Here is a 25,329-nt window from a genome sequence, read left to right as displayed (position 1 = left end):
GATCTAGCAAGGAGAGTATGCCAGACAATCTACAACCTGGTCTGTCGGCAGGATCACAGATCGGTCACGTCGTGCGCACCCGTTGGGCCGCGATGCTGTGGGCCCGATCGCGGCTTCCTACAGCAACCGCACCGTGACCTTCGCCTTGCCCTTATGGTCGCCGTAGAACCATCCGCAGACCCAGGGCAGGCTGATGACGGCCTGGTTGACGTAGAGGAAGATCTCGCCGCTGCGATCGGCGGTGAAACGCGCCTTGTAGACCTGCGGGTCGGTGTTCGACATCGGCAGGGGGTCGAGAAAATACTCGTCGACGCCGGTCTCTCCGACCCGTGCGATCAGCCTGAACCATGGCCGGAACAGGATCCGCCGCAGGAAGATCGCGAAATAGCCGCGCAACTGCTTTGTGCCTTCGATGGTCGAGGTCCGGTATCCGATCGGCGTCACCGCGCGGCCGGCGTCCTCCCATGGCTCCGACATCGTGATCGCGATCTCGTATTTGAACCCGGTGCGGACCTTGAGGCCGGTCGGCGCACAGATGGCGCCGGTGTCGAAGTCGGCGGCATCCTGCGGGATGCCCTTGTCGACGGCGACAAGCTTGTCCGTTGCAGTGCCCTTGCAGAATGCCCCCGTCGAATCGGCGAGATTGAACAGGAAGTGGCTGGCCAGCGTCGCGCTGAACCAGACCAGCAGGGCCGTGAGCAGGAAAGGGACGACATGCCGCTTTCCGACATTGAGAATCCACTGATAGACCGCGCTGGTACGGAATCGATAGATCGCATCGTGCAAGAACCCGGAGAGTGGCGTCGGCTTCGCGCGGTCACGCCAGATGATCCGCATCCTGTCGCTGATCGTCGCGCTGAGCGAACTGCCGGCACCCATCAGCACGATGACAGCAAGGATGCCGCCGGCGAACCATTCCGGATTGCCGGCGTACCAATCGGTCCACCAATGAAAGGAATCGGGCAGGAATGATTGAACGAAGCGCACCAGCTCCGAAATCATCCTGACATAGGAGCTGAATTCGTGCTCCTTATGCTGGTTGTGGAACAGCCAGAACGCGGCCAGATGCAGCGACGCCGCCAGAGTGGCGAAGTAGGCGATCCGCCGCAGCCAGACGTAGTTCCACAGCTTCTCCTGCGCGGCATAGCGCGCCGGTGCGCCCGCGGGCGTCTCAAACGTATTGGCGCCGAGCGGGGTGACCTGGCCGCTGCGCGAGACGACCACGTAGTTCGGCGGAAGTCCGATCGGGGCATAGGCATTGGCGCCGCTGTTGATCCGCTCGAACACGCTCTCGTGGATCTTCGGCATCGGCACGCTGACGCCGGCATAGGGATCGTTGCAGAGGTCGGCGACCTTGCGCGGACCGTACCGGTAGTACGCGCCGAGGCCCACCCGCGAATCGTAGAGGCGGCCATCCTTGTCCTCGGAGGACTTGATTGACTTGATCGCGTCAGGGTCGGCGATCGGTGCGCTCTTGAATGCGAGGCCGCGCTTGACGGCTTCGTCGACCAGCCAGGCCAGCGGCACGAAGGCGACGGCGTCGTCCGGATAGCCGCCGCCGACATTGGCGTGCATGCCGACGAACCAGACCTGGACGAGGCGCTCGCCATCGATGCTGGTCGGCACGGCCGGTGCGGGCTGCCCCGGCTCTTGCTCGGTCCAGAGCACCGGATGAAAGGTCGTGCGCTCGTCGTCGAGCGCCAGCGCGTGTCGCGCGCACTTGACCTTCGGGCTGAGAATCCGGTTCGGTAGTTCGAGCGGCCACACCCAGTTGGAGATGCCGCGCGTCATCTCGTCGATCGGCAGGCCATAGGCCGCGACGGTATCCCAGATGCCGATGAACTCGATCGCCGGCACCGGCTTCCGCGCGATCCTTGCATACGGCTTGTTGCCTCGAAGGCGATCCCACAGCGGCACAAGAACATAGTCGCGCAGCGCGCGGAACAGCACCTCGATGCGCCAGATCGAGTGGTAGCCCTCGGCCCGGTATGCGCGATAGGCCTTCACCGCGCCGTCGTGCAGCTCGGATTCGGTGTCCGCGACGATCAGGCCCTGATCGAGGATGAGTGCGGCGAGCGTGCGCACGGTGAACGCGCCGCGGCTGAATCCGAACAGGTAGACCTTCGAATCGTTCGCGTGGTCGTAGTTCCGGCAGATGAACTTGTAGGCGTCGAGGATATTGCGCTTGAGACCGTAGCCGAAGGCGCCGCCGAGGATTGCCAGCGGAATGAATTTCGACGTGCCGACGCCGTCATCATACTTGGCGGCCTGCGTATCGCCCTGCAAATCGAGCGACTGGAAGATCCGCCAGACATTGGTGCGCCAGACGCTGGAAGCGGCGTTGCCGGTGCCATCGGACAGAATAATGATCTTCGGACTCGGCATTGAAAGACGCTCGCTGAAACGAATGAAGCGGATGGCGCAGCGTAGCAGGGACCGGATCGTTTGCTACCTTTGATCGCTCTTTAATCATTCCATGCCGCGATAGGTGTGAACTAGCGCACAAAGCGTCACGTGGTCGCGGCCATGTGAGAGGTGACCGCTTTCGCGTTGCTGCGAAAAGGCCTAGCCTAATAGCGGCGCAATTCATTGATGAGGCACAGCCATGCGCAGCCACGTCAGAAAATTTGCCCACGTCCTTGAGCGCTTCGGCCTTGCTTTGGCGGGAGCCGCAAGCGGTCTGTTTGTCGCCATCCATGTCGGCTCGAGCGTCTCGGCGCTGACCTCGCAGGCGTTCCTGCTCGTCATGATGCTGGGCGGAGCGATCGGCTTCTATCTCGGCATCGATACGCCGCCCAAGCTGTTCCATCCGAAGGATTCGGCCTCGATGCGCAAGATCGACGCGGCGGAGCTGCTCGGCGCGATCGGGACCTTCCTCGCGACAATGGTTGCGTTCTTCTCGGTTGGCGTCGTCGTGCTGCGCAGCGAGCCGGACATCGGCTGGACCGCGGCCATCATGGCGGGCTGGGTGCTCGGCGTTGCCATGCAGATCGTCGGCGGCACGATCGCGCGGGCGCGCGCGTGAAGCGTCGGAGTGGCGTTGGACGAGGCTGGTTTGCTGGCTCGGGATCGGTCGTGTTGCAGGGGGGATGGTCTGAACGCAAGTCCTGTGTCGGCCGTCACCGCTACGCCGGGACACCGCAAAGGCCTACGCCGAGCCGGATCAGCTGCTACTGCGCCTCCCTCATCGGTTCGCGACCTTGGCGGGGTCCTTGACCGCCTTGAACGTCTCCTGCTCGACGCTGTAGAGCTCGCCGCCGACCTTCTCGACCCTGCGAATGTAGATGTCGTGGACGACTTCGCGCGTCTTCGGGTCGATCGACATCGGGCCACGCGGGCTTTCCCAGGTCATGCCCTTCATGGCTTCGACCAGCGCATCGCCATTGGTCTTGCCGCCGGTCACCTTCAGCGCCTCGTAAATCAGATGCATGCCGTCATAGGCGCTGACGCTGATGAAGTTCGGTCGAACATTCGCGTTGGCCTTGCGAAACGCCGCGACATAGTCGCGGTTCAGCTCGGATGGATGCGCGGCGGAGTAGAACCCCGCCGTGATCATGCCGATCATCGCATCGCTCATGCCCGGCAGGTCCTCGTCGTCGGCGATGTCGCCGGGGCCGATCAGCTTGATCCCGCTCTTGTCGAGCCCGCGCTCGACGAACTGCTTGGCCAGGATACCGGCCTGGCTTGTCGGGACAAAAATGAACAGAGTGTCGGGATTGCCATCCCGCGCGCGCTGCAGGAACGGCGCGAAATCGGGGTTGGCCAGCGGCACTTTCAGCGCTTCGACGATCGTTCCACCTGCCGCGGTGAAGCTCGCCGAAAATACGCCGGCGGCTTCGCGCCCGGGTGCCCAGTCGGATGCGATGATGGTGGCCCGTTTCGATCCGTTTCTCGCCGCCCAATCCGCCAGCACGCTGGCCTGCTGCGCGTGCGTCCAGCTGGTGCGCACGAAGTAAGGCGACCGTTCGGTCACGATCGAAGTGCCCGATACCATCACGACGGTTGCCGTCTTGCTCTCATTGGCCAGCGGCGCGAGCGCCAGCACGCTCGGCGTCAACCCGCCGCCGAGGATCGCCACCCCGTCGTTGACGATCAGCTCCTGCGCAATGCGCTTGGCATTGTCGGGCACGCTGGCATCGTCCCGGACGATCAATTCGACCTTGCGGCCGGCGACCATGTCGCCGTGCTGCGCCATGTAGAGCCGCGCCCCGGCGACCGCCTGCTTGCCGACCGGCCCCAGGACGCCGGTCAATGGCATCACCAGCCCGACCCTTACGACGTCCTGCGCCTGGGTGGGTCCCGGTCGCACCGCCGCAAGCGCCAGAACGGCCCCGACCAACATGGCAAACCGGGTACTCGACATGGCCAACCTCCCGCGAGCCCGGAGATGATGCCGGGCCGGTTCGCGACTATCGGCTTCGCGCCAGGGAAGTCCTGATGAAGAAGTGACAGAACGCCGAATTTCCTGCTAAATTTTCCCGATTGGTGCCGTCTGTGGGCATGGAGTGACCTCTATGGACCCGGCGACTGATTCCGTTTTGATATTTGATTCCTTTGAGCTTGATCTCGCCCGCGGCGTAGCCCGCGTGGATGGCGTCGATCTCGATCTCAGGCCGAAATCATTCGCGGTGCTCGGCTATCTCGCCAGCAATGCCGGGCGGCTGGCATCCAAGCAGGATCTGCACGAGGCGGTCTGGGGCAACGTCGCGGTTTCCGACGACTCGCTCGTCCAATGCGTCCGCGAGTTGCGCCTGAAGCTGCGCGATGATGACCACCGCATCATCAAGACGGTGTCTCGCCGCGGCTATCGCCTCGATGCCAGGCCGCTGCCGCCGCCGCACGATCATGGATCGCAGAACGTCTCGCGCCGAACGTCCGCTCCCCGCGGTATCGCGGCACGCTTGGCCGCGCTTCCCCGATGGTTGCTGATCGCCGGCCTGTCGGTGATCGCCTTCGCATCATTCGCATCCGTGCCGCCGCTGGCCAACGGGATGTGGCATCCTCTGGCCGAATTGGCGCACTGGCTTGTGCCGCAGGATCACGGCATCGTGCCGAAGCAGGATGTCGAGCGGATCACCGCGCTGGCCGCCGAGAAGCAGCTGCCGCTTCCCGCCTATCGCGTTCGCGCGCCGGCAAGCGACGTGCCGGACAATGTCCGCCGCTTTCTCGGCGTGTGGGTGAGCGCCGAGGGTTGGATCAATTCGCACCGCCAATTCATGATGATCGTCACCAATGTCGATCGGGATTGTGTCGCGACCGGCTATCTCGTGAACGGCCCGGCGATGCCGCACAGCCGTGTACCCGGGCCCGGCTTTTCCGGTGGCTTCACCGGATATGTCCTCGACGACGTCTTGCGCTATGACGGCAATACCGGACTGCATTCCGCCTCCATCACCGCGGATGGGCGGATCGAGTTCAAGCTCGTCTTCCGTGAGGGAGGTACCGGTGTCGTGTTCCTCGAACCGCTCTGGACCCTTGCCCACCCAGGCCCCATTGCACGCAGTCAAACCTGATCGAAGCGCACCCGGTGTGATTACGCGCGCCGCGAAACACCGAGCCCCGCCAGATGCGTGTCGACGAACTGCGCGAGGCGCTCGCGCAGCATCTCAGGCGGGACCGCGACCATGCGCTCTTCGAGGCCGAGCGAGATGATGCCGTGGACCGCGGAGAACATCGTCCGCGACAGCAACGCGACATCGTCGGGATCGCGATCGGGCAGCAGCCGGAGCAGCGGCGCATGCATCAGCGCGAACGCCTCCATCACCATCGTGAGGATGTCTTCCGGAAACGGCCGGTCGTCCTCCATCCGGTGCTCGAACAGCGAGCGCAGCAGATTGGCGTGCTCGGTGGCGAAGCCGAGATAGGCGTCGGCAAGTCCGTGCAGCTGGCGCAGGGGATCGTCGGCCGGGACCGCCTTGAGGCGTGTGGTCAGGGCGTGAACGGTCTCCCGGTTCACGGTCAGGATCAACCCGTCGAAGTCGCCGAACTCATTATAGACACTGCCGATGGAGCAGCCGGCGGCCTCGGCGACATCGCGAACCTTGAGTGATCTCAATCCCTTAGTGGCGATTGACCGGCGCGCGATCTCGATCAGCAGGGCCCGCCGCTGAAGTTTTTTTCGGTCTCGTCGCGATTCTTCTTGAACAATGTTCATTTTCATACTACTAATTTGAGCGTTGCTCAAGTTGGCATAGGAGGCCACTCAGATGCAGACCCTAGCACTTCAATTGACCGCCACCCTTGTCGATGACGCGATCGAGCTCGTGAAGGGCTTCGGCCGCGCCGTCCTCACGCTGGCGACCGCGCCGATCGAGCGGATCGCCCGCGCCTGCGACGTCGCAGGCGTCCTGGAGCAGCGGCGCGCGGATCGGCGCGCGCCGCGCCAGGCGGCTGCGAGCGGAGGCCGCTGCAAGCCGCGCAACTGCCGATGGTCACCGTTCGGCGGCTTGAGTGAACTGACCTGAAGCACGCGGCCCGCAATTGTCGGCGAAACCTCAACAAAGCGCTCACCATGTCCCCTGCGAGCCTATCCGGCGTCGATCAGCCCCAGGTCTGGATAAGGTCTCGTACATCTCTGGCGGGCAATGTCGCGACGTCCCGGTTCGCCCGATTTTGCGCGCCTTCGAACCGATACGTTGCGGAAAAGACTAAAGGCTGCGGCATCCCCGTCATTTTCTCCATGCTCACCATTCTCCGCCACCCGAATTCGCAGACCTGCCAGCGCCGTGCGCGCTAACCCAAGGAACCGGTCATGATCAAGGAATTGATGACGTCCCGCCGCTTCGCGCCGCTGTTCTGGTCGCAGTTTTGCTCGGCGTTGAACGACAACGTGCTGAAGAACGCGCTCGTCATCATGCTGCTGTATGGCGTCGCCAACGAGCAGGGGCCGGCGCTGGTCCAGCTCGCGGGGGCGGTGTTCATCGCTCCGTTCTTCGTGCTCTCGGCGCTCGGCGGCGAGCTCGCCGACCGCTACATCAAGTCCGTCGTCGCCCGCCGGCTGAAGTTCTTCGAGATCTTCGCCGCGGCCTTTGCCGCCGCCGGCTTCTTCACCCATTCGATCCCGCTGCTGTTCATCGCGCTGGCGCTGTTCGGCATCGTCGCGGCGCTGTTCGGTCCGGTGAAATATGCCGTTCTGCCCGACCAGCTGTCGGTGTCTGAACTCGCGACCGGCAACGCGCTGGTCGAGGGCGCAACCTTCATGGCGATCCTGATCGGCACCATTGCGGGTGGCATGTTCGTCGCCGGCGCCAGCCACATGGGCTGGATCTGCGCCGCCGTGGTCGGCCTGTCGGTGCTGTCCTGGGCGTTTGCATCGCGCATCCCGGTGACGCAGCCGTCGGCGCCCGATCTGCCGATCACAAAAAATCCCTGGACCTCGACCGTGCGCCTGTTGAAGTCGCTCTATGCCGAGCCGCGGCTGTGGGACGGCATGGTGATCGTGTCCTGGTTCTGGATGGTCGGTGCGATCGTGCTGTCGCTGCTGCCTGCGCTGATCAAGGAAGGCGTCGGCGGTACCGAGGGCGTGGTCACGCTGTGCCTCGCCGTGTTCGCGATCGGCATCGCCGCCGGCTCGCTGTTCGCCGCGCAGCTGAGCCATGTCCGCCCGAACCTCGCGCTGGTGCCGATCGGCGCCATCGTGATGGGCGTGGTCGGCCTCGACCTCGCCTGGGCGATCGCCACCACCTCGCTCGGCAAGGATGTCACCGCGGTTGCGTTCGCGACCTCGTTCGGCGGCTTCCGCATGCTGGCCGACTTCTTCCTGTTCGCCTTCGGCGGCGGCCTGTTCGTGGTGCCGTCGTTCGCTGCCGTGCAGGCCTGGACCGCGCCGTCCGAGCGCGCCCGCATCATCGCCGCAGGCAACATTTTGCAGGCCGGCTTCATGGTCGCCGGCGCGGTGTTCGTCGGCGCCCTGCAATATATCGGCCTGCCGATCGCCTGGATTTTCTTCGGCCTCGCCGTCGCGAGCTTCGGCACCGTCTGGTTCGTGCTGAGCAAGTGGGGCAAGGAGGGCGTGCGCGACTTCGGCGCGCTGCTGTTCCGGGCGCTGTTCCGTGTCGAGGTGCGTGGCATGGAGAACCTGCCGCCATCGGGCACGCGGATGCTGATCGCGCCCAACCATGTCAGCCTGGTCGATGGCCCGCTGCTGCACGCCACCTTGCCGATCGATGCGAGCTTCGCGGTCGACACCGGCATCTCCAAGGCGTGGTGGGCCAAGCCGTTCCTGAAGATGATCAAGCACTACACGATGGACCCGTCCAAGCCGCTGGCCGCGCGCGACCTGATCAAGCTGGTCGCCGCCGGCGAGCCGGTGGTGATCTTCCCGGAAGGGCGCATCACGGTCTCGGGTTCGTTGATGAAGGTCTATGATGGCACCGCAATGATCGCCGACAAGGCCGATGCGGTCGTCGTCCCGGTCCGCATCGAGGGCGCGCAGCGTTCGCATCTCAGCTATCTCAAGAATGGCGAGATCAAGCGCTCCTGGTTCCCCAAGGTGACGATCTCGATCCTGCCGCCGGTGAAGCTGCCGGTCGACCAGTCGCTGAAGGGCAAGGCGCGCCGCAATGCCGCCGGTGCCGCGCTGCAGGACGTGATGATCAACGCCATGGTCCAGAACGCGATGCTCGACCACACGCTGTTCGAGGGCCTCGGCCACGCCTATCGCGACCGCGATACCGGCAAGCCGATCATCGAGGACGCGCTCGGCACCAAGCTGACCTATCGCAAGCTGATCCTCGGCGCCCAGGTGCTGAGCCGCAAGCTCGAGCAGGGCACCGCGGTCGGCGAGAATGTCGGGGTGCTGCTGCCGAACTCGGCCGGCGTTGCCGTCGTGTTCATGGCGCTGCAGACCATCGGCCGCGTGCCGGCGATGCTCAACTTCTCGGCAGGTCCAGTCAATGTGCTGGCGGCGATGAAGGCGGCGCAGGTGAAGACCGTGCTGACCTCGCAGGCCTTCATCGAGAAGGGCAAGCTCGACAAGCTGATCGCGGCGCTCGCCGGCCAGGCGCGCGTCGTCTATCTCGAGGATGTCAGGGCCGGCATCGGCCTCGCCGACAAGGTCGCGGGCTTCCGCGCCGGCATCGCGCCGCGCGTCGCCCGCAAGGCCAACGATCCCGCGGTCATCCTGTTTACCTCGGGTTCGGAAGGCACGCCGAAGGGCGTCGTGCTGTCCCATCGCAACATCCTCGCCAACGCGGCACAGGCGCTGGCGCGGGTCGATGCCAATGCCAACGACAAGGTGTTCAACGTGCTGCCGGTGTTCCACTCGTTCGGTTTGACCGGCGGCATGATGATGCCGATCCTCGGCGGCATCCCGATCTTCATGTATCCGTCGCCGCTGCATTACCGGATCGTGCCCGAGCTGATCTACCAAACCGGCGCGACGATCCTGTTCGGCACCGACACCTTCCTCACCGGCTACGCCCGCTCGGCGCATGCCTATGACTTCCGCACGCTGCGGCTCGTCATCGCCGGTGCGGAGGCGGTGAAGGAGCGCACGCGGCAGATCTACATGGAGCGCTACGGCATCCGCATCCTCGAGGGCTATGGCGTCACCGAGACCGCGCCGGTGCTGGCGATGAACACGCCGATGGCCAATCGCCAGGGCACCGTCGGCCGCATCTCGCCGCTGATGCAGTACCGTCTCGATCCGGTCCCCGGCATCGAGGAAGGCGGCCGCCTGTCGGTGAAGGGCCCGAACGTGATGCTCGGCTATCTCCGTGCCGAGAATCCCGGCGTGCTCGAGCCGCTGCCCGAAGGCTGGCACGACACCGGCGACATCGTCTCGGTCGACGCGCAGGGCTTCATCGCGATCAAGGGTCGTGCCAAGCGCTTCGCCAAGATCGCCGGCGAGATGGTCTCATTGTCCGCGGTGGAGGCGATCGCGGCCGCGATCTGGCCGCAGGCCATGTCGGTTGCGGTCACGCTGCCCGATCAGCGCAAGGGCGAACGCATCGTGCTGCTCACTACGCAGAAGGACGCCGACCGCGCCGCGATGCAGCGCCAGGCCAAGAGCGTCGGCGCCTCCGAGCTCGCGGTGCCGGCCGATATCCGCGTCATCGACAAGGTGCCGCTGCTCGGCACCGGCAAGACCGACTATGTCGGTGCCACTGCATTGGCCAAGGAAATAGCAGCGGAACTCGCCGCGGCGCCCGCGCCGCAGGCCGAGCCCGCCGGCGATGAGGGCGAGGCCGAGCCCGCGCAGCTGGCGCAACACGTTGCATGAGGCTTGGCATGATGGTTGTGCTTTTCGGGAGCATGTTGTCAGATAGACGGCAACTGCTCCCGAGAAAGCACGATCATGCTGGACAAACTGAACCCGGCTACGGAGGATGCGCCTGAACTTGCCGCCGAGCGATGGATCGGCGCGCTGGATGCGGCGCTCGCGAGCCGCTCCATGGAGGCTCTATCCGCATTGCTTGCGCCGGAGAGCCACTGGCGCAATATCTTCGGCATCTCCTGGCAATTTGCGACCTTCAGCGGGCGGCAGCGCGTCGTTGCCGAACTGCTGACGCGCGCTGAAGCGGTCGGCGCGAGCGGATTTCGTCTCGATGACCGTGCCTTGATACCGCGGCGGGCCGTGGTGGCCGGACGCGAGACGATCGAGGCGGTCTTCACCTTCGACACGTCGAATGGTCCCGGCACCGGTGCGGTCCGCCTGCTGCATGAGAGGGGCGGAAATTCCGTGGCGTGGACGTTCTCCACGATGCTCGACTTCAACCGCATCTGCGAGGCGCGCGCCGATGGCGCCGCCGAGCAATCCCATGCGCGCGATTTCGCCGCACCCGACTGGCTGGAGCAGCGGCAGGCCTCGCGCGCCTATGCCGACCGCGAGCCCGATGTGCTGATCGTCGGCGGCGGCCATGCCGGCATCGCGGCCGCGGTCGAGTGCAAGCGGATCGGGCTCGATGCCCTGATCGTCGATCGCGAGCGGCGCATCGGCGACAATTGGCGGCTGCGCTATCGCGGGCTCAAGCTGCACAACAAGACGCCGGTCAATCTGTTTCGCTACCTCCCGTTCCCGCCGAGCTTTCCGGACTACATCCCGAAGGACAAGATCGCGAACTGGCTGGAGAGCTATGTCGACATCATGGAGCTCGACTTCTGGACCGAGACCTCGTTCGAGGGCGCGCGCTATGACGATACGACGCAGCGCTGGACCGTGACGCTGCAAGGGACCAGCGGCCCGCGCACGCTGCATCCGAAGCACATCGTGCTCGCGACCAGCGTCAGCGGCACGCCGAACATTCCCAGGATCGACGGCATCGGGAATTTCGAGGGGAAGGTGCTGCACTCCAGCGCCTTCGCGGCCGGGCGCGAATGGGCGGGGCGTTCGGTCGTCGTGTTTGGCACCGGCACCAGCGCGCATGACATCTGCCAGGAGCTGCACGCCGCCGGCGCCGACGTCACCATGGTGCAGCGCAGCCCGACCATGGTAGTCAATGTCGAGCCCGCGCAGCTCTACGACAAGACCTATCTCGGCGACGGACCGGCGATCGAGGTGCGCGACATCCTCAATTCCGGCGTGCCGCTGCCGGTGATGAAGATCGCGCACAGGATCATCACCGACGAGGTCAAGCGGCTCGATGCGTCGTTGCTGTCGCGGCTGGAGCGCGCCGGCTTCCAGCTCGAGTTCGGCGAGGACGGCACCGGCTGGCCGCTGAAGTTCCGCTCCCGCGGCGGCGGCTATTACTTCAATGTCGGCTGCTCCGAGCTGATCGCCGACGGCAAGATTCGCCTGATCCAGGCCGCCGACATCGCTGATATCACCGCCACCGGTCTTGCGCTGAAGGACGGCACATCGCTCGGCGCCGAGCTGTTCGTGCTCGCTACCGGCTACAAGGGCCCGGACCATCTGGTCGGCAGATTGTTCGGCGAGGACGTCGCCGAGCGCGTCGGCCGGGTCTGGGGCTTTGACGATGCGACGCAAGAGCTGCGCAACATGTGGACACGCACGCCGCAGCCCGGCCTTTGGTTCGCCGGCGGCGCGTTCTCGCAGGCCCGCATCTACAGCCGCTTCATCGCGCTGCAGATCGCAGCGATCGAGGCCGGCACGCTTTCCAAGCAACTCACCTGAACTCCGCGCACTCGCACTGAAGGACTCCCATGCCGCTTCCGCTCGATCCCGTCATTGAGAAGATCATCCCGCTGCTGCCGCTGCGCGATCCCGAAACCATGACGCCGCAGAGCTGTCGCGATTCGCTCCGGGCGTTGGCGGAGGCGCGCAAGGCGGTGCCGCCGCCGCCGGTCGACGTGGCACGCGATATCGAGGTCGCTGGCGCCGCCGGCAAGCTCGGCGCGCGGCTCTATCGCAACGGCCGCGGCACGGCGCCGACCGTGATCTTCTTCCACGGCGGCGGCTGGGTCGCCGGCGATCTTGAGACGCATGATCGCCAGGCCCGCAACCTCGTGATCGACACCGGCGCTGTCGTGATCTCGGTCGATTACCGCCGCCCGCCGGAAACCCGCTTTCCCGGCGCGTTCGAGGATGCGTTCGCCGCGATCCGCGACGTGGTCGCGCGGATCGATGAATTCGGCGGCGATCTCGCCCGCGTCGGCGTCGCCGGCGATTCCGCCGGCGGCAATCTCGCCGCCGCCACCGCGCTGGCCTGCCGCGACGCCGGGATCAGGCTCGCCGGGCAATTGTTGGTCTATCCCGTCACCGACGTGGTCGGCAATTTTGCCGACGCGGCCGAGAACGCCAAGTTTCCGTCACGCGCCGAGAATGCGGACGGCTACTTCCTGACGCGGGCGACGATGCAGTGGTTCTGCGGGCACTATCTCGCCGACAAGGCTGAGGGCGCCGACTGGCGCGTCTCGCCGCTGCGCGCGAAGAGCCTTGCGGGTGTGGCACCGGCGGTGGTCACCACAGCCTGGTTCGACCCGCTGCGCGACGAGGGCCATGCCTACGCCGAGGCGTTGCAGGCGGCCGGCGTGCCGGTGACCTATCATTCCGGCGAGGGGCTGATTCACGGCTATTTTGGTCTCGGCGACGCGTCGGAGGCCGCACGCGCCGAGGCGCAGCGCGCGCGGGCGGATTTTCGGGCGTTGCTGGAGCGGGGCGTCTAAGCTCCCGTCGTCCCGGCCTTTGTAGGGCGGTCTAACCTCCCGTCGTCCCGGCCAAGCGAAGCGCGAGCCGGGACCCATAACCACCGCAGCCTGTTGTTGCGGCGGGCTGCGGCCCCAACGTCGTGCCACTCCATCCAGTCGGGGTAATGGGTCCCGGCCTTCGCCGGGACGACGACGTGGATGGATTTGCGTTCAACAACCCCTCAATCATTCCCGATCGTGTCGCCGAACAACTGCCAGGTCTCGCCGTTGAACTTCTGCAGCCGCATCGCTTCGACCGGGAAGTAGTCGGTCGGCGAGGTCTTCACCTTGATGCCGGGCAGGAACATCGGCAGCGCGACGTCGAGATTGGCGGCCTGCTTCATGATGTTCTCATGGGTGAGGTCGTCGCCGCACTGCTTCAGCACCTGCACCGTCGCCTCCGCCACCACATAGCCGTAGACGATCAGCTGGTCCTGCAGATTGCCGTCCGGAAAATACTTCTTCATGAAGTCCTGCCACGCGATCACGTCCGGATCCGACTTCCACTGCGGATCGTTCGGATCCTTCAGCGAGTAGGACGAGATGATGTCCCTGGAATATTCGAAGCCGGCCGGCTTCAGCACCGAGGACACCGAGGTCGAGGTCGCCGCGAGGAAGAACAGGTCGGGCTTCCAGCCGATCTCGCCGATCTTCTTGATCGCCTGCGCCGCCTGCTTGGGGATCGCGTGCATGAACAGCACGTTGGCGCCGGATGATTTCAGCTTCACGATCTGGCTGTCGACCGTCGGATCGGTCGATTCATAGGTCGTTTCCGCCACCACCATCTTCGCGGTGTTCTCCGGCCCGAGCCCCTTCTTGAAGCCGTTGCCGTAGTCCTTGCCGGCGTCGTCGTTCTGGTAGAACAGCGCGATCTTGGCGTCCGGCTTGTTGGTCAGGACATACTTGGCGTAGACCGCGGTCTCGGCCTGGTACGACGGCTGGAAGCCGATCGTCCACGGATAATGCGCGTAGTCGCCCCACAACGTGGCGCCGGCGCCGACGAACAGCTGCGGCACCTTCTTGTCGTTGAGATATTTGCGCACGGCCAGGCCGGTCGGCGTGCCCAGCGGATTGAGGATCGCGGCGACCTCCTCCTGCTCGACGAGCTTGCGGGTCTGCTCCACCGTCTTCGGCGGCGAGTAGCCGTCGTCGAGCGTGATCAGGTTGATCTTGCGCCCGTTCACGCCGCCCTGGTCGTTGATCATCCTGAAGTAGGCGGCCTGCGTCTTCGCGATCACGCTGTAGGCCGATGCCGCGCCGGAGAATGGCGAGGTCTGTCCGAGCTTGATCTCGGTGTCGCTGGCGCCCGTGCCATATTTCTTCTCGGCGGCGTGTACCTGCGTCGCGAGCGCAAGCGCGACGGCTGCCGTGACGGCCTTCCAGATCATCGTGAGCCTCCCTGTGGCTTTTTGTTTTGTTCGCGAGGGAGAGCTTACGTGAGCGGCCGCACGTTGGGCTTGTGGTGAGACGCCGGGGCAGGGATGCGAAAATGCGGCTGGTGCTATAGCGGCACGGTGTAACCACCTGCGTCGTCGCGGCGAAGGCCCGGACCCATTACCCCAACTGCTTATTTGGAGCGACGCTGGGGCAACATTCCGCGTAACGGCAAACTTTAGTGATAATGGGTCCTGGCCCCCGTGCGCAATTGCGCACTCGGCCGGGACGACGATGATGAGAGAGTCGCGCCTCAGCGCACCCGCACGCTGCCGGTCGTGACCGGATCGGTCGGCAGCACGGTGGCGCCGGCTCTGCTGGCGGCGGCAGAGGTGATCATGCCGGGCTCGGCCGCGGCCTGCACATTGCGGGGCGGGTTGAATTCGAGGATGACGAGGGCGGCCGTGGCGAGCACCGCCACGGCGGCGGTTGCAATCGCAGGCACCAGTCTTCCGCGCGGATCGGCTGCGCGAACTTGCATCGAGCAATTCCTTTATCGGGGTCGTTCTTTGGACGTGACATAGGAACGGCCAGGCTTCTTCCCAAGAGTGCGGCGCACATGCCTCACAATCAGTTGTGCTGGCCGTGATGTCTCTCACGGTCTTCGAGACGATGCGGCGTACCGCGTCGAATCGCATTCGTGTCGGACGGCTTGTTTGCACACTAATATCTGGAAGAGATCGTGGCGTTTTGCATGCGCCTCATGCGCTCGTGATTGATCGCGTGAGGTTGTGATTAACGTCCGCCTTCGCCAAGGCTGCGGCGCGACAAGCCCACGCGAGAAGCCGCTTTTGCCTTTATTTATAGGCTTTCTTTGTGGGTCGGGGCGCGCGCGTTAAGCGTTTCTTCACGCGCTCTCGATGGATCAAGCAGAAGATTCGTGTGATGTGCGCGTGATGGAGGAGATGACACCGCTGTCATTGGCAGCAGCTGTCAGCGAACTGTCGCAACCCATGGTGACGCCGTCATTGCGAGAAGCGAAGCGACGACTTGTCCGCCGAAGCCTTGGCGAAGCGACGAAGCAATCCATCTCTCCTTACGCAGAGCAATGGATGATTTTACTTCGGTCGTCATTGCGCAAAGAAGATTCCACTTCGCCGTCGGGCCTCGATCGCGGTCTCATTTCAATTCTATTGCTTTGATACCAAGTCGACGAAATGCACTGATGCGTCGCTTGACACGAGAGCCCGCGTGTCCCCTTCCGAAATTGGTCCAGCGTTCACGCATGAATGTGCGACGCATGCAACCAGAGCGACCATCTCGGTAGCCAGTTTGTTGGCCAAGCAAAAACGGCCGGGTCATCCGACCCGGCCGTTCAAATCTCTCTTCCCGCGAATTCCGCTCCCGCAGTCTCGCTCAGCTCGCCTTCTTCACCGGTGCCGGCTTGCCGACCTTCTTCTCGATCGCGCGCTTCAGGTCGAGGGCGCGGGGCGAGAGCACGTCGGCCTTGGCCTTGAGCAGATAGGCGTCGAGGCCGCCATTGTGGTCGACGCTCTTCAGCGCGTTGGTCGAGACGCGCAGGCGCACGTTGCGGCCGAGCGCTTCGGAGATGAAGGTGATGTTGGCCAGGTTCGGCAGGAAGCGCCGCTTGGTCTTGATGTTCGAGTGGCTCACCTTGTGGCCCGTCTGGGGGCCCTTGGCCGTCAGTTCGCAGCGCCGGGACATCTTACAAAATCCTTATTGCATCCCCGCCGCTCGAAGGGCGTGCAATCACACGGCCCGCGCGGGGGTTTTGAATTCGCGTCCATTTTCCAGGAACCGCGGGTGTATAGGGGGAGAATACCCGGGCGTCAAGATTATATCGCCGCATGCGGGGCACCGGAATTGCCGGTTCATAAGGTCTTCCAGCCACTTAACGGCGGATATGGCAACCATATAAAGGGCGTATTCGGCTGCAAGTCTAGGTTCCATACAAGATGCGCCTTGTTGTCCGGCCGAATTGAACGCCGAAATGGACAATGGATAGAGCGCCGATAGCAGGACCGTCAGGTAGGTTAAGTGACCACCGCCATTGCCATTTTGCCCCCGCTCGGCCGGCTGCTCGGCCTGTGCGCGGGCGCATTGCTGCTGTTCTGCGCCGAGCGCGCCAGCGCGCAGGGGCGGCTCGACGCCCAGTATGAGGCGACCCTGGCCGGTATCCCGGTCGGCAAGGGCAGCTGGACCATCGAAGTCGGCGACGACAGCTTCTCGGCCTCGGCCCAGGGCGGCACCGCGGGCCTTCTGAAAGCGTTTTCCGGCGGCTCTGGCGCGGGCGCCTCGCAGGGCCGCGTCGTCAACGGCGCGCTGGCCGCCACCTCCTACACCGCGACCACCACCACCTCGAAGAAGTCGGAGACGATCCGGATGGTGCTGGCCAATGGCGGCATCAAGGAATCCGCGATCGAGCCGGAGCCGCCGGTCGATCCCGACCGCCTGCCGGTGACCGATGCGCAGAAGAAGAACGTGTTCGATCCGATGACCGGCTCGTTCCTGCGCGCGCCCGGCAATGCCGAATTGATGAGCCCGGATATCTGCCGCAGCGGCGCCGGCATCTTCGACGGCCGCATGCGCTACGACCTCAAGCTCGATTTCAAGCGGGTCGAGATCGTCAAGGCCGAGCGCGGCTATCATGGCCCGGCGCTGGTCTGCGCGCTCTATTTCGTGCCGATCTCGGGCTACATCCCGGATCGCCCGGTGATCAAATATCTCGCCGCCCAGCGCAACATCGAGATCGCCTTCGTGCCGATCGCCGGCACCCGCCTGCTGGTGCCGTTCCGCATGACGATCCCGACCCCGCTCGGCCAGGCCATGCTGGAAGCCACCTCGTTCGTCACCACAGCCGCGCCGCCGCGCGTGGCGAAGACGCAGTAAGTCGCACCGTCATTCCGGGGCGCGCGTAGCGCGACCCGGAATCTCGAGATTCCGGGTTCGTGCTACGCGCGCCCCGGAATGACAGACAGAGGTAGGCGCGGACCAACAACAAATGTCACCGGAATCCAGTTGACTCTTGTCCGCTTCTGATTCGACTCGGCCACCCCTGGAACTTAAGGAATTCAGTCCGCATATCCTGTGCTTGTGGAGCCCCTTCAAACTTGATCTAGTGCCGCCGCCGTCAGCCTGCCCGAGATGTTGCGGTGAACGTTTCGAGCCCGGAATCGAGTCAGCGATTCGGCCGCGATTCGTTCTAGAGTCGTTCCAGAGCTTAAGGTAGGCGCGGAAAGCGTCGCATTGTGAGACAGATTTTGTGAAAAGGACGCGTGAAGGAGTGAAGACCAGAGCGTCAATCCCTCACCGTCACCCTGAGGAGGCCGTGCAGCGGCCCTCTCGAAGGGCGACGGCCCTGCTGTCTCATCAAGATCGCCGCAAACGGGTCGATCTCGGCCGTGCATCCTTCGAGACGCGCTGACGCGCTGCTCATAGGTACAACGGCGAATTCGCCGTCGTACCGGGGATGACGGATCAGAGAGCGCCCCAACAATTCAAGAAACACCTGCAAAATATGGTTTTCTCAACTTCGTTCGGAAATGACCGCGTGCCCGGTGCAGGCGTCACCGCGGTGCTCGGGCCGACCAACACCGGCAAGACGCATCTGGCCATCGAGCGCATGCTGGCGCATTCGTCGGGCCTGATCGGGCTGCCGCTGCGGCTGCTGGCGCGCGAGGTCTACAACAAGATCGTCGATCGCGCCGGCGTCGACAACGTCGCGCTGGTCACCGGCGAGGAGAAGATCAAGCCGAAGGCGCCGCGCTTCTGGGTCTCGACCGTGGAAGCGATGCCGCGCGATCTCGATGTCTCGTTCCTCGCGGTCGACGAGATCCAGATCGCAGCCGATCTCGAGCGTGGGCATGTGTTCACCGATCGCATCCTCAATCGCCGCGGCCGCGACGAGACGCTGCTGCTGGGCGCTGCGACAATGCGGCCGATGATCGAGCGGCTGCTGCCGGGCGCTTCCATCGTCACGCGGCCCCGTTTGTCGCAGCTCGAATTCGCCGGCGACCGCAAGATCACGCGGCAGCCGCGCAGAACGGCAATCGTCGCGTTCTCCGCCGACGAAGTCTACGCGATCGCCGAATTGATCCGCCGCCAGCATGGCGGCGCGGCCGTGGTGCTGGGCTCGCTCTCACCACGCACGCGCAATGCCCAGGTCGCGATGTTCCAGAACGGCGACGTCGATTATCTCGTCGCCACCGACGCGGTCGGCATGGGGCTCAATCTCGACGTCGATCACGTCGCCTTCGCTTCCGACCGCAAGTATGACGGCTACCAGTTCCGCCGCCTGACGCCGGCCGAATTCGCGCAGATCGCGGGCCGCGCCGGCCGCGCGACGCGCAACGGCACCTTCGGCACCACCGGCCGCTGCGCGCCGTTCGAGCCGGAGCTCGTCAACGCGCTGCAGAACCACACCTTCGATGCCGTCAAGGTGCTGCAATGGCGCAACGCGAAGTTGGACTTCGCCTCGCTCGGCGCGTTGCAGGTGTCGCTGGCGCTGTCGCCCAATCATGAGGCACTGACGCGGGCCCCGGTGGCCGAGGACCTGCGCGTGCTCGAGCATGTTGCGCGCGACGCCGAGGTGCGCAATCTCGCGCATGGGGCGGCCGCGGTGGAGCGGCTGTGGGAGGCCTGCCAGGTTCCGGACTACCGGAAGCTGTCGCCGGCCGCCCATGCCGAACTCGTGACCACGCTGTATGGCTTCCTGATGCAAAAGGGGCGTATCCCTGACGCATGGTTTGCCGCCCAGGTCGACCAGGCCAACCGGACCGACGGCGATATCGACACGCTATCGGGCCGGATCGCGCAGATCAGGACCTGGACCTTTGTTGCCAACCGGCCGGACTGGCTCTACGACCCGGACCACTGGCAGGGGATCACGCGCGAGCTCGAAAATAAATTATCCGATGCGCTGCATGAACGGCTCACGGAGCGTTTCGTTGACAGGCGGACCAGTGTATTGATGCGCCGCCTGCGGGAGAACTCAGTTTTGAATACGGAAATTGGCAAGACCGGTGAAGTGATCGTGGAAGGCCACGTGATCGGCCGGCTCGATGGTTTCACCTTCGCACCTGATGCGGCCGAGGCCGGCAGCGACGCCAAGGCGCTGCAAGCCGCCGCCCAGCAGGTGCTGGCGCGCGAGATCGATGCGCGCGCCGAGAAGCTGGGCGCCGCCCCCGACGAGCAGTTCGTGCTGACCTCCGACGGCACCATCCGCTGGACCGGCGATGCGGTCGCCAAGCTGGTGGCCGCCGAGGACGCGCTGCATCCGCGGCTGCGCATCATCTCCGACGAGCGGCTGACCGGCGCCTCGCGCGAAGCGGTGCAGACCCGGCTCGACCTCTGGCTCAAGACGCATATTGAAAAGCTGCTCGGGCCGCTGTTCGAACTGTCCAAGGCCGAGGACCTGCAGGGTATCGCCCGCGGCATCGCCTTCCAGCTGGTCGAGGCGCTCGGCGTGCTCGAACGCGCGAAGATCGCGGCCGAGATGAAGGATCTCGACCAGCCCTCGCGCGCGGCCCTGCGCAAATACGGCGTGCGGTTCGGCGCCTACCACATCTATTTCCCGCAGCTCTTGAAGCCCGCGGCGCGCTCGCTGGCCTCGCTGCTGTGGGCCGAGAAGCAGAGCAATGCCGACATGGCGGCATTGTCGAATGTGCAGCATCTCGCCTCCAGCGGCCGCACCTCGTTCCCGGTCGACAAGGCGTTGCCGCGCGATGCCTATCGCGTACTCGGCTATCGCCAGTGCGGCGAGCGCGCGGTGCGCGTCGACATCCTGGAGCGGCTCGCCGACCTGATCCGCCCCGCTTTGGCCTGGCGCGAGACCTCGCCGGGCGAGAAGCCTGCGGGTGCGTTCGACGGCCGCGGCTTTGTCGTGACGCAGGCGATGACCTCGCTGACCGGCTCCGCAGGCGAGGATTTTGCCTCGATCCTGCGCGCGCTCGGCTACCGCATGGACCGCCGTCCGCCGCTGCTGCCGAAGCCCGTCGAGGCCGCGCCGGCCGAGGCCACCGAGGCCGTCGCCGAGACCACGGAGACCGTGGCCGGGACCACCGAGACGGTCGCCGCCGAGACGCCGACGGTCGAGGCCGCCGTGGATGCGCCGGTCGGTGCCACCGCCGAGGTTGTGGCCGAAGCGCCCGAGGCTGCCCCGGATCAGCCGGTGTCGGGCGATCCCGCACCGTCGGCCGCGCTGCTGCCCGATGTCGGCTTTGCCGAGGTGGTGTCCAGCGAGGCTACGCCGGTCGTCGTCGAGACCAAGCCCGAGCCCGTGGCAGAAGTTGCCGCGGAGCCCGCCGCGGTCGCCGAAGAGCCCGCTGCTGAGGCGCCCGCTTCGGAAGTATCCGAGCCCGCGCCTGCCGTGGAAGCCACTGCAGAGACACCCTCCGAGACCGCCACTGAGGCGGCCGCGGAGACCGCGAGTGCCGAGGCAGCACCGGCTGAAGCCGCCGCCGCGGAGACGCCGGCCGAGCCGCAGCTGGTCGAAGTCTGGCGTCCCGGCGGCCGCTCCGACGAGCGCCGTCCGCATCATCGCGGCCACGATCGCAACCGCGGCCGTCACCAGGGCAAGCCCGCCGAGGGCGCGCAGGCCGCTGAAGGCGGCGGCGAGGGCGACAGCAAGCGCGAACAGCATCGCCGTCCGCGCCGTCACCAGGATTTCCGCGCGCCGCGTCCAGGCGCGCCCGCGGATCCGGCTGCGGCGCCCGCCGAGGGCGCGCAGGCCCGCGACAACAGGGACGACAAGGGCCAGCGCCGCGAACGCTTCGAAGGCAAGGGTCGCGATCGCGACAATGAGCGTCGCCGCGACAACAAGTTTGGCGGCGACCGCAAGGGCGAGCGCGGCGATCGTGACCGCGGCGGCCGCGATTTCGGCAAGGGCGGCCGCGACAAGCGCGAGGGCGGCCCGTCGCATCGGCCCTACGCCTCGAGCGCGCCGCGCGAGCGCGACCGGCCGATCGATCCGAATTCGCCATTCGCCAAGCTCGCTGCCCTGAAAGAGCAGCTCGCAGGCCGGAAGGAATAGTCCAACCCTTGGTTTAACGCTTGGTCTAGTTTGGATCGACAGCGCCTCGACAAATGGCTGTGGCATGCGCGCCTGGTGAAGGCCCGCACCAGTGCCGCTGAACTCGTCGTATCGGGGCATGTCCGGATCAACGGCGCGCGTGAGAAATCGCCGGGCCATGCGGTGAAGGCGGGCGACGTCGTCACCGTCGCGCTCGACAACAGCGTCCGCGTGCTCAAGGTGATCGGCTTTGCCGAGCGGCGCGGCGATGCCAGCTCGGCGCGGGTGCTGTACGAGGATTTGCAGGCTGGCAATTTGCAGGCCGGTAAGGAGTAGTTATCTAGCGCTTGCTATCTCAATTTGGGTGGCAGGAGCGTGAGAATACGGGCGTTTTTCGAGGGCCGCTTCCCTTGCGGCCCCGGTATTCCTGCGCTACGCAACCCCAGAAAAATCGATCGTTCCGGAGTTTTGGATGACCTACGTCGTCACTGAAGCCTGCATCAAGTGCAAATATACCGACTGCGTCGAGGTCTGCCCCGTCGATTGCTTCTACGAGGGCGAGAACATGCTGGTCATCCATCCCGACGAATGCATCGATTGCGGCGTGTGCGAGCCGGAATGCCCGGCGGACGCCATCAAGCCGGACACCGAGCCGGGCCTGGAAAAGTGGCTCGAGGTCAACCGCGACTACGCCAAGAGCTGGCCGAACATCACCCAGAAGAAGGACTCGCCGGAAGACGCCAAGGAGTGGGAAGGCAAGGAAGGCAAGTTCGATAAATATTTTTCTCCGAATCCCGGCAGCGGCGACTGATTCGCCAGGGAATACCGTGGTAAGGTCGGACTCTGGTCCGCCGCGGCCCTCCGTTCGGCCGCCGATTTAACCCTAATGACGGACATATGACCTGAACGGCCCCTGTTATGCCCGGAATCGGGCGTAAACCATTGATTTTTGCGGAAAATGTGCTATATCTGACACATTACAGGCCAAGAACCCCCTGCCATGCGTACCTTGTGGCTTCGAGGTTCCCGCAAACTCGAACAGGGGCGTGGCAGTTTCCGCGCGCAGGCTGTGTCACAGAAAACGCGTAAAAAGAGTGCTTCAAAGACGACGAAAAAAGCCGCTGTCGTTGCTCGCAGCGCAACCAAGGGCCGTGCCAAGGCGTCCGTGAAGGGGGCCAAGAAGGCGGCGGCTGCAAAGTCCTCAAAGAACAAAAGAAGCGTGATGCCAGAAAAGACTGCCAAGACTGCCGCGAAAGCGGCAGCTGCGAAGCCCGCTGCTGCCAAGGCCGCCCCCAAGCCTGCCGCGACCAAGACGGCTGCTGCGCCGAAGCCGGCCGCCCCGAAGGCTGCCGTCCCCGCCGCTGCTCCGAAGGCTGCCGCCAAGCCGGCCGCCGCGCCGCGCATCGAGGAGCCGAAGAAGGTCGTGACGCAGCGTCAGGGCTTCAAGGCCAATGAATTCGTGGTCTATCCCGCTCACGGCGTCGGCCAGATCCTGGCGATCGAGGAGCAGGAGATCGCGGGCGCCAAGCTCGAGTTGTTCGTGATCAATTTCATGAAGGACAAGATGACGCTGCGCGTCCCGACGGCGAAGGTCGCCAATGTCGGCATGCGCAAGCTGTCGGAGCCGGCGCTGGTCAAGAAGGCGCTGGAGACGCTGAAGGGCCGTGCCCGCGTCAAGCGCACCATGTGGTCGCGCCGCGCCCAGGAATACGAAGCGAAGATCAACTCGGGCGACATCGTCGCGATCGCCGAGGTGGTCCGCGACCTCTATCGTTCGGAATCGCAGCCCGAGCAGTCCTATAGCGAACGCCAGCTCTATGAAGCGGCGCTCGACCGCCTGTCGCGCGAGATCGCGGTCGTGCAGCACTCGACCGAGACCGAGGCGATCAAGGAGATCGAAGGCCAGCTCGCCAAGAGCCCGCGCCGCGGCGCCAAGGCAGAAGCCGAGGGTGAAGGCGAGGGTGATGCCGACGGCGAGGATGCCGATACCGATGGCGACGATACCGCCGTCGAGGACGAAGCCGCCTGAAAGGGTTCGACGGATTGAAAACAAAAGCCCGGTCGCAAGACCGGGCTTTTTGCTTTGGCGGCGTGTCCGTGGGGCACGCTTACCTCTCCCCTTGTGGGAGAGGTCGGATTGCATGGCAAATGCAATCCGGGTGAGGGTGCAGGCTCTCCGCAAGTTGCAGCCCCTCGACCGCGATCTTCGCCCGGGCAGATCGATATTCCAAACTGTCCGCGCCGCTGGACTCTTGGACCAGCGGCACACGTTGCCGACTTATCCCGAAACGGAACGCCGGTAACTTTCGCGCGTTCGCTCGCCAGTGAGGAGAGCGGACCATGACATCAAAGGCAGGCATTTTTTTCGCAGGCGTTGGAACAACTTTTATTATCCTAGGCGCTGGGTTCGGTGGTGGACTGTTCATGGCGAATTCGGCGCTTAAGGATTCTGCCGGCGCCCCCGCGCGTGTCTCTTCGCCAGCGCCCGCGGAACCAGCGCGCGTTATCCTGCCATCCACGGCAGAAGCTGCGCAGCCACCGCAGCCTGCCACCCAACGAGAGCCCGCCACGCCAGACGCAGCCTCACCGCCGCAGCCGCCACTGGAGCCGGTCAAGGACGTACAAGCGCCTGTCGAGCAGCAGGCGGACGTGGTGGACACGAGAAAATCTGACATTGCAGAAAAGGAGCGGCGTAAGCGCTACGCCGAACGCAAGGCGAAGCGCGTCGCGACCGAGCAGGCGAGGCGTCAACAGCGGCGCATCGAACAAGGCGAGCAACGCCGCGAAGCTCCGGTGCTCTTGGAGCAGGCGCGACGCCACGAAGTGCCGATCATGGCGTCTGAAGACGATGACTCCCCGCCGCGTCCGTTCGCGAATTTCTTCAGGAATGACTGAGCGCATCGCTTTAGTGAAGGAGCCGAGGAACAGTCCGCAATCGAGGGACGTCAGTGCTGATACAGAAGGCCCGTTCGTCTGATGGCTAACGAAAACTCCATTGCTTCAACTGCCAGTCCTGAACAACGCATAGAGCAGGCGTCAGAGGCGATCCGTCAGATGGCTGAGCGCGGCGTATTCGAACCTTTGCCGCAACAAGATCGGTGGCTGCATCACTTGAGTGAAGCGACCAGGGCGGCTCCGCTTCAATCGCTTGCCGTTGCATTCTTGCTGGGGGTCTTCCTGGCTCGGCGGTAGCCCGTCGGCTACGCCGTTGATGCTGCCGCGCCGCGTGCTCAATACGAGCGCTGCTTGATGCCCCAGCGGCGGTTCTCGGAGGTCACGATCCATAGATTGCGGTGACGGCTGGCAATCGATCCGTCGGCGCGGTCGCGGCTGTATTCGACCAGCAGATGCACCTTGCGCGGCCCGACCAGCACCGGCTCCTTGCGCTGATAGGTGCTCTTCGTCCATCCCGTGGTGCGCGCCAGATCGTTGAAGAACGACGGCGGCAGCTGGCCCGGGCCATCCCAGATCACGAGCTGCTCGCCGGATAGGATGACGTGCGGGAAGTGCAGCAGCGCGTCCATGCCGGCGAGATCGCGAGCGTTGAAGCGGTCGGTGAAATCGTCGATGCAGCGGATCGCCGCCGCGATCATGGCCGCATGGTCGGCATTGTCAGGGTCGGGTTGGAAGAGCTTGTCGGCATTACTCATGCCGTCGCTCTACACTGGCAGCGAAGCGAGCCGCAATGACGCTCGAAGCTACGTAAACGATCCTGACCAGTATCGTCTTGTCTTGCTTCATGGATGACGACGGCAACCGGAGCGCGGCGTGCTATGCTGACCGCCCTGCCGTTATTTGATCGACATTAAACTGACCCCATCAATTTGCAGCGAGGAGAA

The 25,329-nt window shown here is 64.8% G+C and carries 20 protein-coding genes; 13 read left to right on the top strand and 7 right to left on the bottom strand.

Annotated features, from left to right (window positions below):
- Positions 1–117 precede the first annotated feature (117 nt).
- Positions 118–2,385: a DUF2235 domain-containing protein gene (locus J2R76_RS25775; protein WP_076824804.1), complete on the bottom strand. Its 2,268-nt coding sequence runs from the start codon at positions 2,383–2,385 to the stop codon at positions 118–120.
- Positions 2,386–2,605: 220 nt separating this feature from the next.
- Here J2R76_RS25775 and J2R76_RS25770 point away from each other — a divergent pair, with 220 nt between their 5' ends.
- On the top strand, positions 2,606–3,025 hold the full coding sequence (locus J2R76_RS25770) for a hypothetical protein (protein WP_028336188.1): 420 nt from the start codon (positions 2,606–2,608) through the stop codon (positions 3,023–3,025).
- Between the two features lie 159 nt (positions 3,026–3,184).
- Here J2R76_RS25770 and J2R76_RS25765 read toward each other — a convergent pair whose 3' ends face one another.
- Positions 3,185–4,363 carry an ABC transporter substrate-binding protein gene (locus J2R76_RS25765; protein WP_253625171.1) on the bottom strand — a complete coding sequence of 393 codons (1,179 nt, stop codon included), beginning with the start codon at positions 4,361–4,363 and terminating at the stop codon, positions 3,185–3,187.
- A 151-nt stretch (positions 4,364–4,514) separates the two neighbouring features.
- On the opposite strand from J2R76_RS25765, the gene J2R76_RS25760 reads away from it, so the two are divergent.
- Positions 4,515–5,513 carry a winged helix-turn-helix domain-containing protein gene (locus J2R76_RS25760; RefSeq protein ID WP_076824800.1) on the top strand — a complete coding sequence of 333 codons (999 nt, stop codon included), beginning with the start codon at positions 4,515–4,517 and terminating at the stop codon, positions 5,511–5,513.
- Positions 5,514–5,533: 20 nt separating this feature from the next.
- On the opposite strand, the gene J2R76_RS25755 is transcribed toward J2R76_RS25760, so the two are convergent.
- Positions 5,534–6,154, bottom strand: a complete 621-nt coding sequence (locus J2R76_RS25755; protein ID WP_194295307.1) for a TetR/AcrR family transcriptional regulator — start codon at positions 6,152–6,154, stop codon at positions 5,534–5,536.
- A 52-nt stretch (positions 6,155–6,206) separates the two neighbouring features.
- Between J2R76_RS25755 and J2R76_RS25750 the strand changes: the two genes are divergently transcribed.
- The 4 genes from J2R76_RS25750 (at position 6,207) to J2R76_RS25735 (ending at position 13,065) form a co-directional block, all read left to right on the top strand.
- Complete coding sequence (locus J2R76_RS25750; RefSeq protein WP_057015528.1) at positions 6,207–6,464, top strand: hypothetical protein; 258 nt, start codon at positions 6,207–6,209, stop codon at positions 6,462–6,464.
- A gap of 287 nt (positions 6,465–6,751) precedes the next feature.
- Positions 6,752–10,222, top strand: a complete 3,471-nt coding sequence (locus J2R76_RS25745; RefSeq protein ID WP_076824798.1) for an acyl-[ACP]--phospholipid O-acyltransferase — start codon at positions 6,752–6,754, stop codon at positions 10,220–10,222.
- Positions 10,223–10,297: 75 nt separating this feature from the next.
- Positions 10,298–12,073: an NAD(P)-binding domain-containing protein gene (locus tag J2R76_RS25740; RefSeq protein ID WP_076824796.1), complete on the top strand. Its 1,776-nt coding sequence runs from the start codon at positions 10,298–10,300 to the stop codon at positions 12,071–12,073.
- A 29-nt stretch (positions 12,074–12,102) separates the two neighbouring features.
- Positions 12,103–13,065, top strand: a complete 963-nt coding sequence (locus tag J2R76_RS25735; protein ID WP_076824794.1) for an alpha/beta hydrolase — start codon at positions 12,103–12,105, stop codon at positions 13,063–13,065.
- A 203-nt stretch (positions 13,066–13,268) separates the two neighbouring features.
- Here the strand turns inward: J2R76_RS25735 and J2R76_RS25730 are convergent, their stop codons facing one another.
- Positions 13,269–14,474: an ABC transporter substrate-binding protein gene (locus J2R76_RS25730; RefSeq protein ID WP_076824792.1), complete on the bottom strand. Its 1,206-nt coding sequence runs from the start codon at positions 14,472–14,474 to the stop codon at positions 13,269–13,271.
- 299 nt (positions 14,475–14,773) lie between these two features.
- A complete protein-coding gene (locus tag J2R76_RS25725) occupies positions 14,774–15,001 on the bottom strand; it encodes a hypothetical protein (protein WP_028336196.1) in 228 nt (75 codons plus the stop codon).
- 379 nt (positions 15,002–15,380) lie between these two features.
- Here J2R76_RS25725 and J2R76_RS25720 point away from each other — a divergent pair, with 379 nt between their 5' ends.
- A complete protein-coding gene (locus J2R76_RS25720) occupies positions 15,381–15,662 on the top strand; it encodes a hypothetical protein (RefSeq protein ID WP_141341019.1) in 282 nt (93 codons plus the stop codon).
- A 214-nt stretch (positions 15,663–15,876) separates the two neighbouring features.
- On the opposite strand, the gene rpmB is transcribed toward J2R76_RS25720, so the two are convergent.
- Positions 15,877–16,185, bottom strand: coding sequence for a 50S ribosomal protein L28 (gene rpmB / locus J2R76_RS25715; protein ID WP_028341882.1), 309 nt, complete (start codon positions 16,183–16,185; stop codon positions 15,877–15,879).
- Between the two features lie 354 nt (positions 16,186–16,539).
- Here rpmB and J2R76_RS25710 point away from each other — a divergent pair, with 354 nt between their 5' ends.
- The 6 genes from J2R76_RS25710 to J2R76_RS25685 all read left to right on the top strand — a co-directional run bounded on the left by J2R76_RS25710 (position 16,540) and on the right by J2R76_RS25685 (position 24,385).
- Positions 16,540–17,370, top strand: a complete 831-nt coding sequence (locus tag J2R76_RS25710) for a DUF3108 domain-containing protein (RefSeq protein ID WP_076824790.1) — start codon at positions 16,540–16,542, stop codon at positions 17,368–17,370.
- Between the two features lie 628 nt (positions 17,371–17,998).
- Positions 17,999–21,511 carry a helicase-related protein gene (locus tag J2R76_RS25705; protein WP_076824786.1) on the top strand — a complete coding sequence of 1,171 codons (3,513 nt, stop codon included), beginning with the start codon at positions 17,999–18,001 and terminating at the stop codon, positions 21,509–21,511.
- 30 nt (positions 21,512–21,541) lie between these two features.
- Complete coding sequence (locus J2R76_RS25700) at positions 21,542–21,826, top strand: RNA-binding S4 domain-containing protein (protein WP_076824784.1); 285 nt, start codon at positions 21,542–21,544, stop codon at positions 21,824–21,826.
- A gap of 136 nt (positions 21,827–21,962) precedes the next feature.
- Positions 21,963–22,301, top strand: a complete 339-nt coding sequence (gene fdxA, locus J2R76_RS25695; RefSeq protein ID WP_057015519.1) for a ferredoxin FdxA — start codon at positions 21,963–21,965, stop codon at positions 22,299–22,301.
- 411 nt (positions 22,302–22,712) lie between these two features.
- Positions 22,713–23,519: a CarD family transcriptional regulator gene (locus J2R76_RS25690; RefSeq protein ID WP_076824782.1), complete on the top strand. Its 807-nt coding sequence runs from the start codon at positions 22,713–22,715 to the stop codon at positions 23,517–23,519.
- A gap of 311 nt (positions 23,520–23,830) precedes the next feature.
- On the top strand, positions 23,831–24,385 hold the full coding sequence (locus J2R76_RS25685) for a hypothetical protein (protein WP_141341017.1): 555 nt from the start codon (positions 23,831–23,833) through the stop codon (positions 24,383–24,385).
- Positions 24,386–24,720: 335 nt separating this feature from the next.
- Here the strand turns inward: J2R76_RS25685 and J2R76_RS25680 are convergent, their stop codons facing one another.
- Positions 24,721–25,140 carry a hypothetical protein gene (locus J2R76_RS25680; RefSeq protein WP_057015517.1) on the bottom strand — a complete coding sequence of 140 codons (420 nt, stop codon included), beginning with the start codon at positions 25,138–25,140 and terminating at the stop codon, positions 24,721–24,723.
- Positions 25,141–25,329: the final 189 nt, after the last annotated feature.

This window comes from Bradyrhizobium sp. USDA 4532, from assembly GCF_024171315.1.
In the GTDB taxonomy this organism is placed as follows: domain Bacteria; phylum Pseudomonadota; class Alphaproteobacteria; order Rhizobiales; family Xanthobacteraceae; genus Bradyrhizobium; species Bradyrhizobium australafricanum.
This window is presented reverse-complemented; position numbering and strand designations above follow the sequence as displayed.

Excerpts from the sequence above, each read along its gene's own strand:
- J2R76_RS25770 (WP_028336188.1), top strand. The coding sequence starts at position 2,606 with ATGCGCAGCCACGTCAGAAAATTTGCCCACGTCCTTGAGCGCTTCGGC.
- J2R76_RS25705 (WP_076824786.1), top strand. The coding sequence starts at position 17,999 with ATGGTTTTCTCAACTTCGTTCGGAAATGACCGCGTGCCCGGTGCAGGC.
- J2R76_RS25735 (WP_076824794.1), top strand. The coding sequence starts at position 12,103 with ATGCCGCTTCCGCTCGATCCCGTCATTGAGAAGATCATCCCGCTGCTG.
- fdxA (WP_057015519.1), top strand. The coding sequence starts at position 21,963 with ATGACCTACGTCGTCACTGAAGCCTGCATCAAGTGCAAATATACCGAC.
- J2R76_RS25685 (WP_141341017.1), top strand. The coding sequence starts at position 23,831 with ATGACATCAAAGGCAGGCATTTTTTTCGCAGGCGTTGGAACAACTTTT.
- J2R76_RS25720 (WP_141341019.1), top strand. The coding sequence starts at position 15,381 with ATGGATCAAGCAGAAGATTCGTGTGATGTGCGCGTGATGGAGGAGATG.
- J2R76_RS25760 (WP_076824800.1), top strand. The coding sequence starts at position 4,515 with ATGGACCCGGCGACTGATTCCGTTTTGATATTTGATTCCTTTGAGCTT.
- J2R76_RS25755 (WP_194295307.1), bottom strand. The coding sequence starts at position 6,154 with ATGAACATTGTTCAAGAAGAATCGCGACGAGACCGAAAAAAACTTCAG.
- rpmB (WP_028341882.1), bottom strand. The coding sequence starts at position 16,185 with ATGTCCCGGCGCTGCGAACTGACGGCCAAGGGCCCCCAGACGGGCCAC.
- J2R76_RS25740 (WP_076824796.1), top strand. The coding sequence starts at position 10,298 with ATGCTGGACAAACTGAACCCGGCTACGGAGGATGCGCCTGAACTTGCC.
- J2R76_RS25680 (WP_057015517.1), bottom strand. The coding sequence starts at position 25,140 with ATGAGTAATGCCGACAAGCTCTTCCAACCCGACCCTGACAATGCCGAC.
- J2R76_RS25745 (WP_076824798.1), top strand. The coding sequence starts at position 6,752 with ATGATCAAGGAATTGATGACGTCCCGCCGCTTCGCGCCGCTGTTCTGG.
- J2R76_RS25750 (WP_057015528.1), top strand. The coding sequence starts at position 6,207 with ATGCAGACCCTAGCACTTCAATTGACCGCCACCCTTGTCGATGACGCG.
- J2R76_RS25775 (WP_076824804.1), bottom strand. The coding sequence starts at position 2,385 with ATGCCGAGTCCGAAGATCATTATTCTGTCCGATGGCACCGGCAACGCC.
- J2R76_RS25765 (WP_253625171.1), bottom strand. The coding sequence starts at position 4,363 with ATGTCGAGTACCCGGTTTGCCATGTTGGTCGGGGCCGTTCTGGCGCTT.
- J2R76_RS25730 (WP_076824792.1), bottom strand. The coding sequence starts at position 14,474 with ATGATCTGGAAGGCCGTCACGGCAGCCGTCGCGCTTGCGCTCGCGACG.
- J2R76_RS25725 (WP_028336196.1), bottom strand. The coding sequence starts at position 15,001 with ATGCAAGTTCGCGCAGCCGATCCGCGCGGAAGACTGGTGCCTGCGATT.
- J2R76_RS25690 (WP_076824782.1), top strand. The coding sequence starts at position 22,713 with ATGCCAGAAAAGACTGCCAAGACTGCCGCGAAAGCGGCAGCTGCGAAG.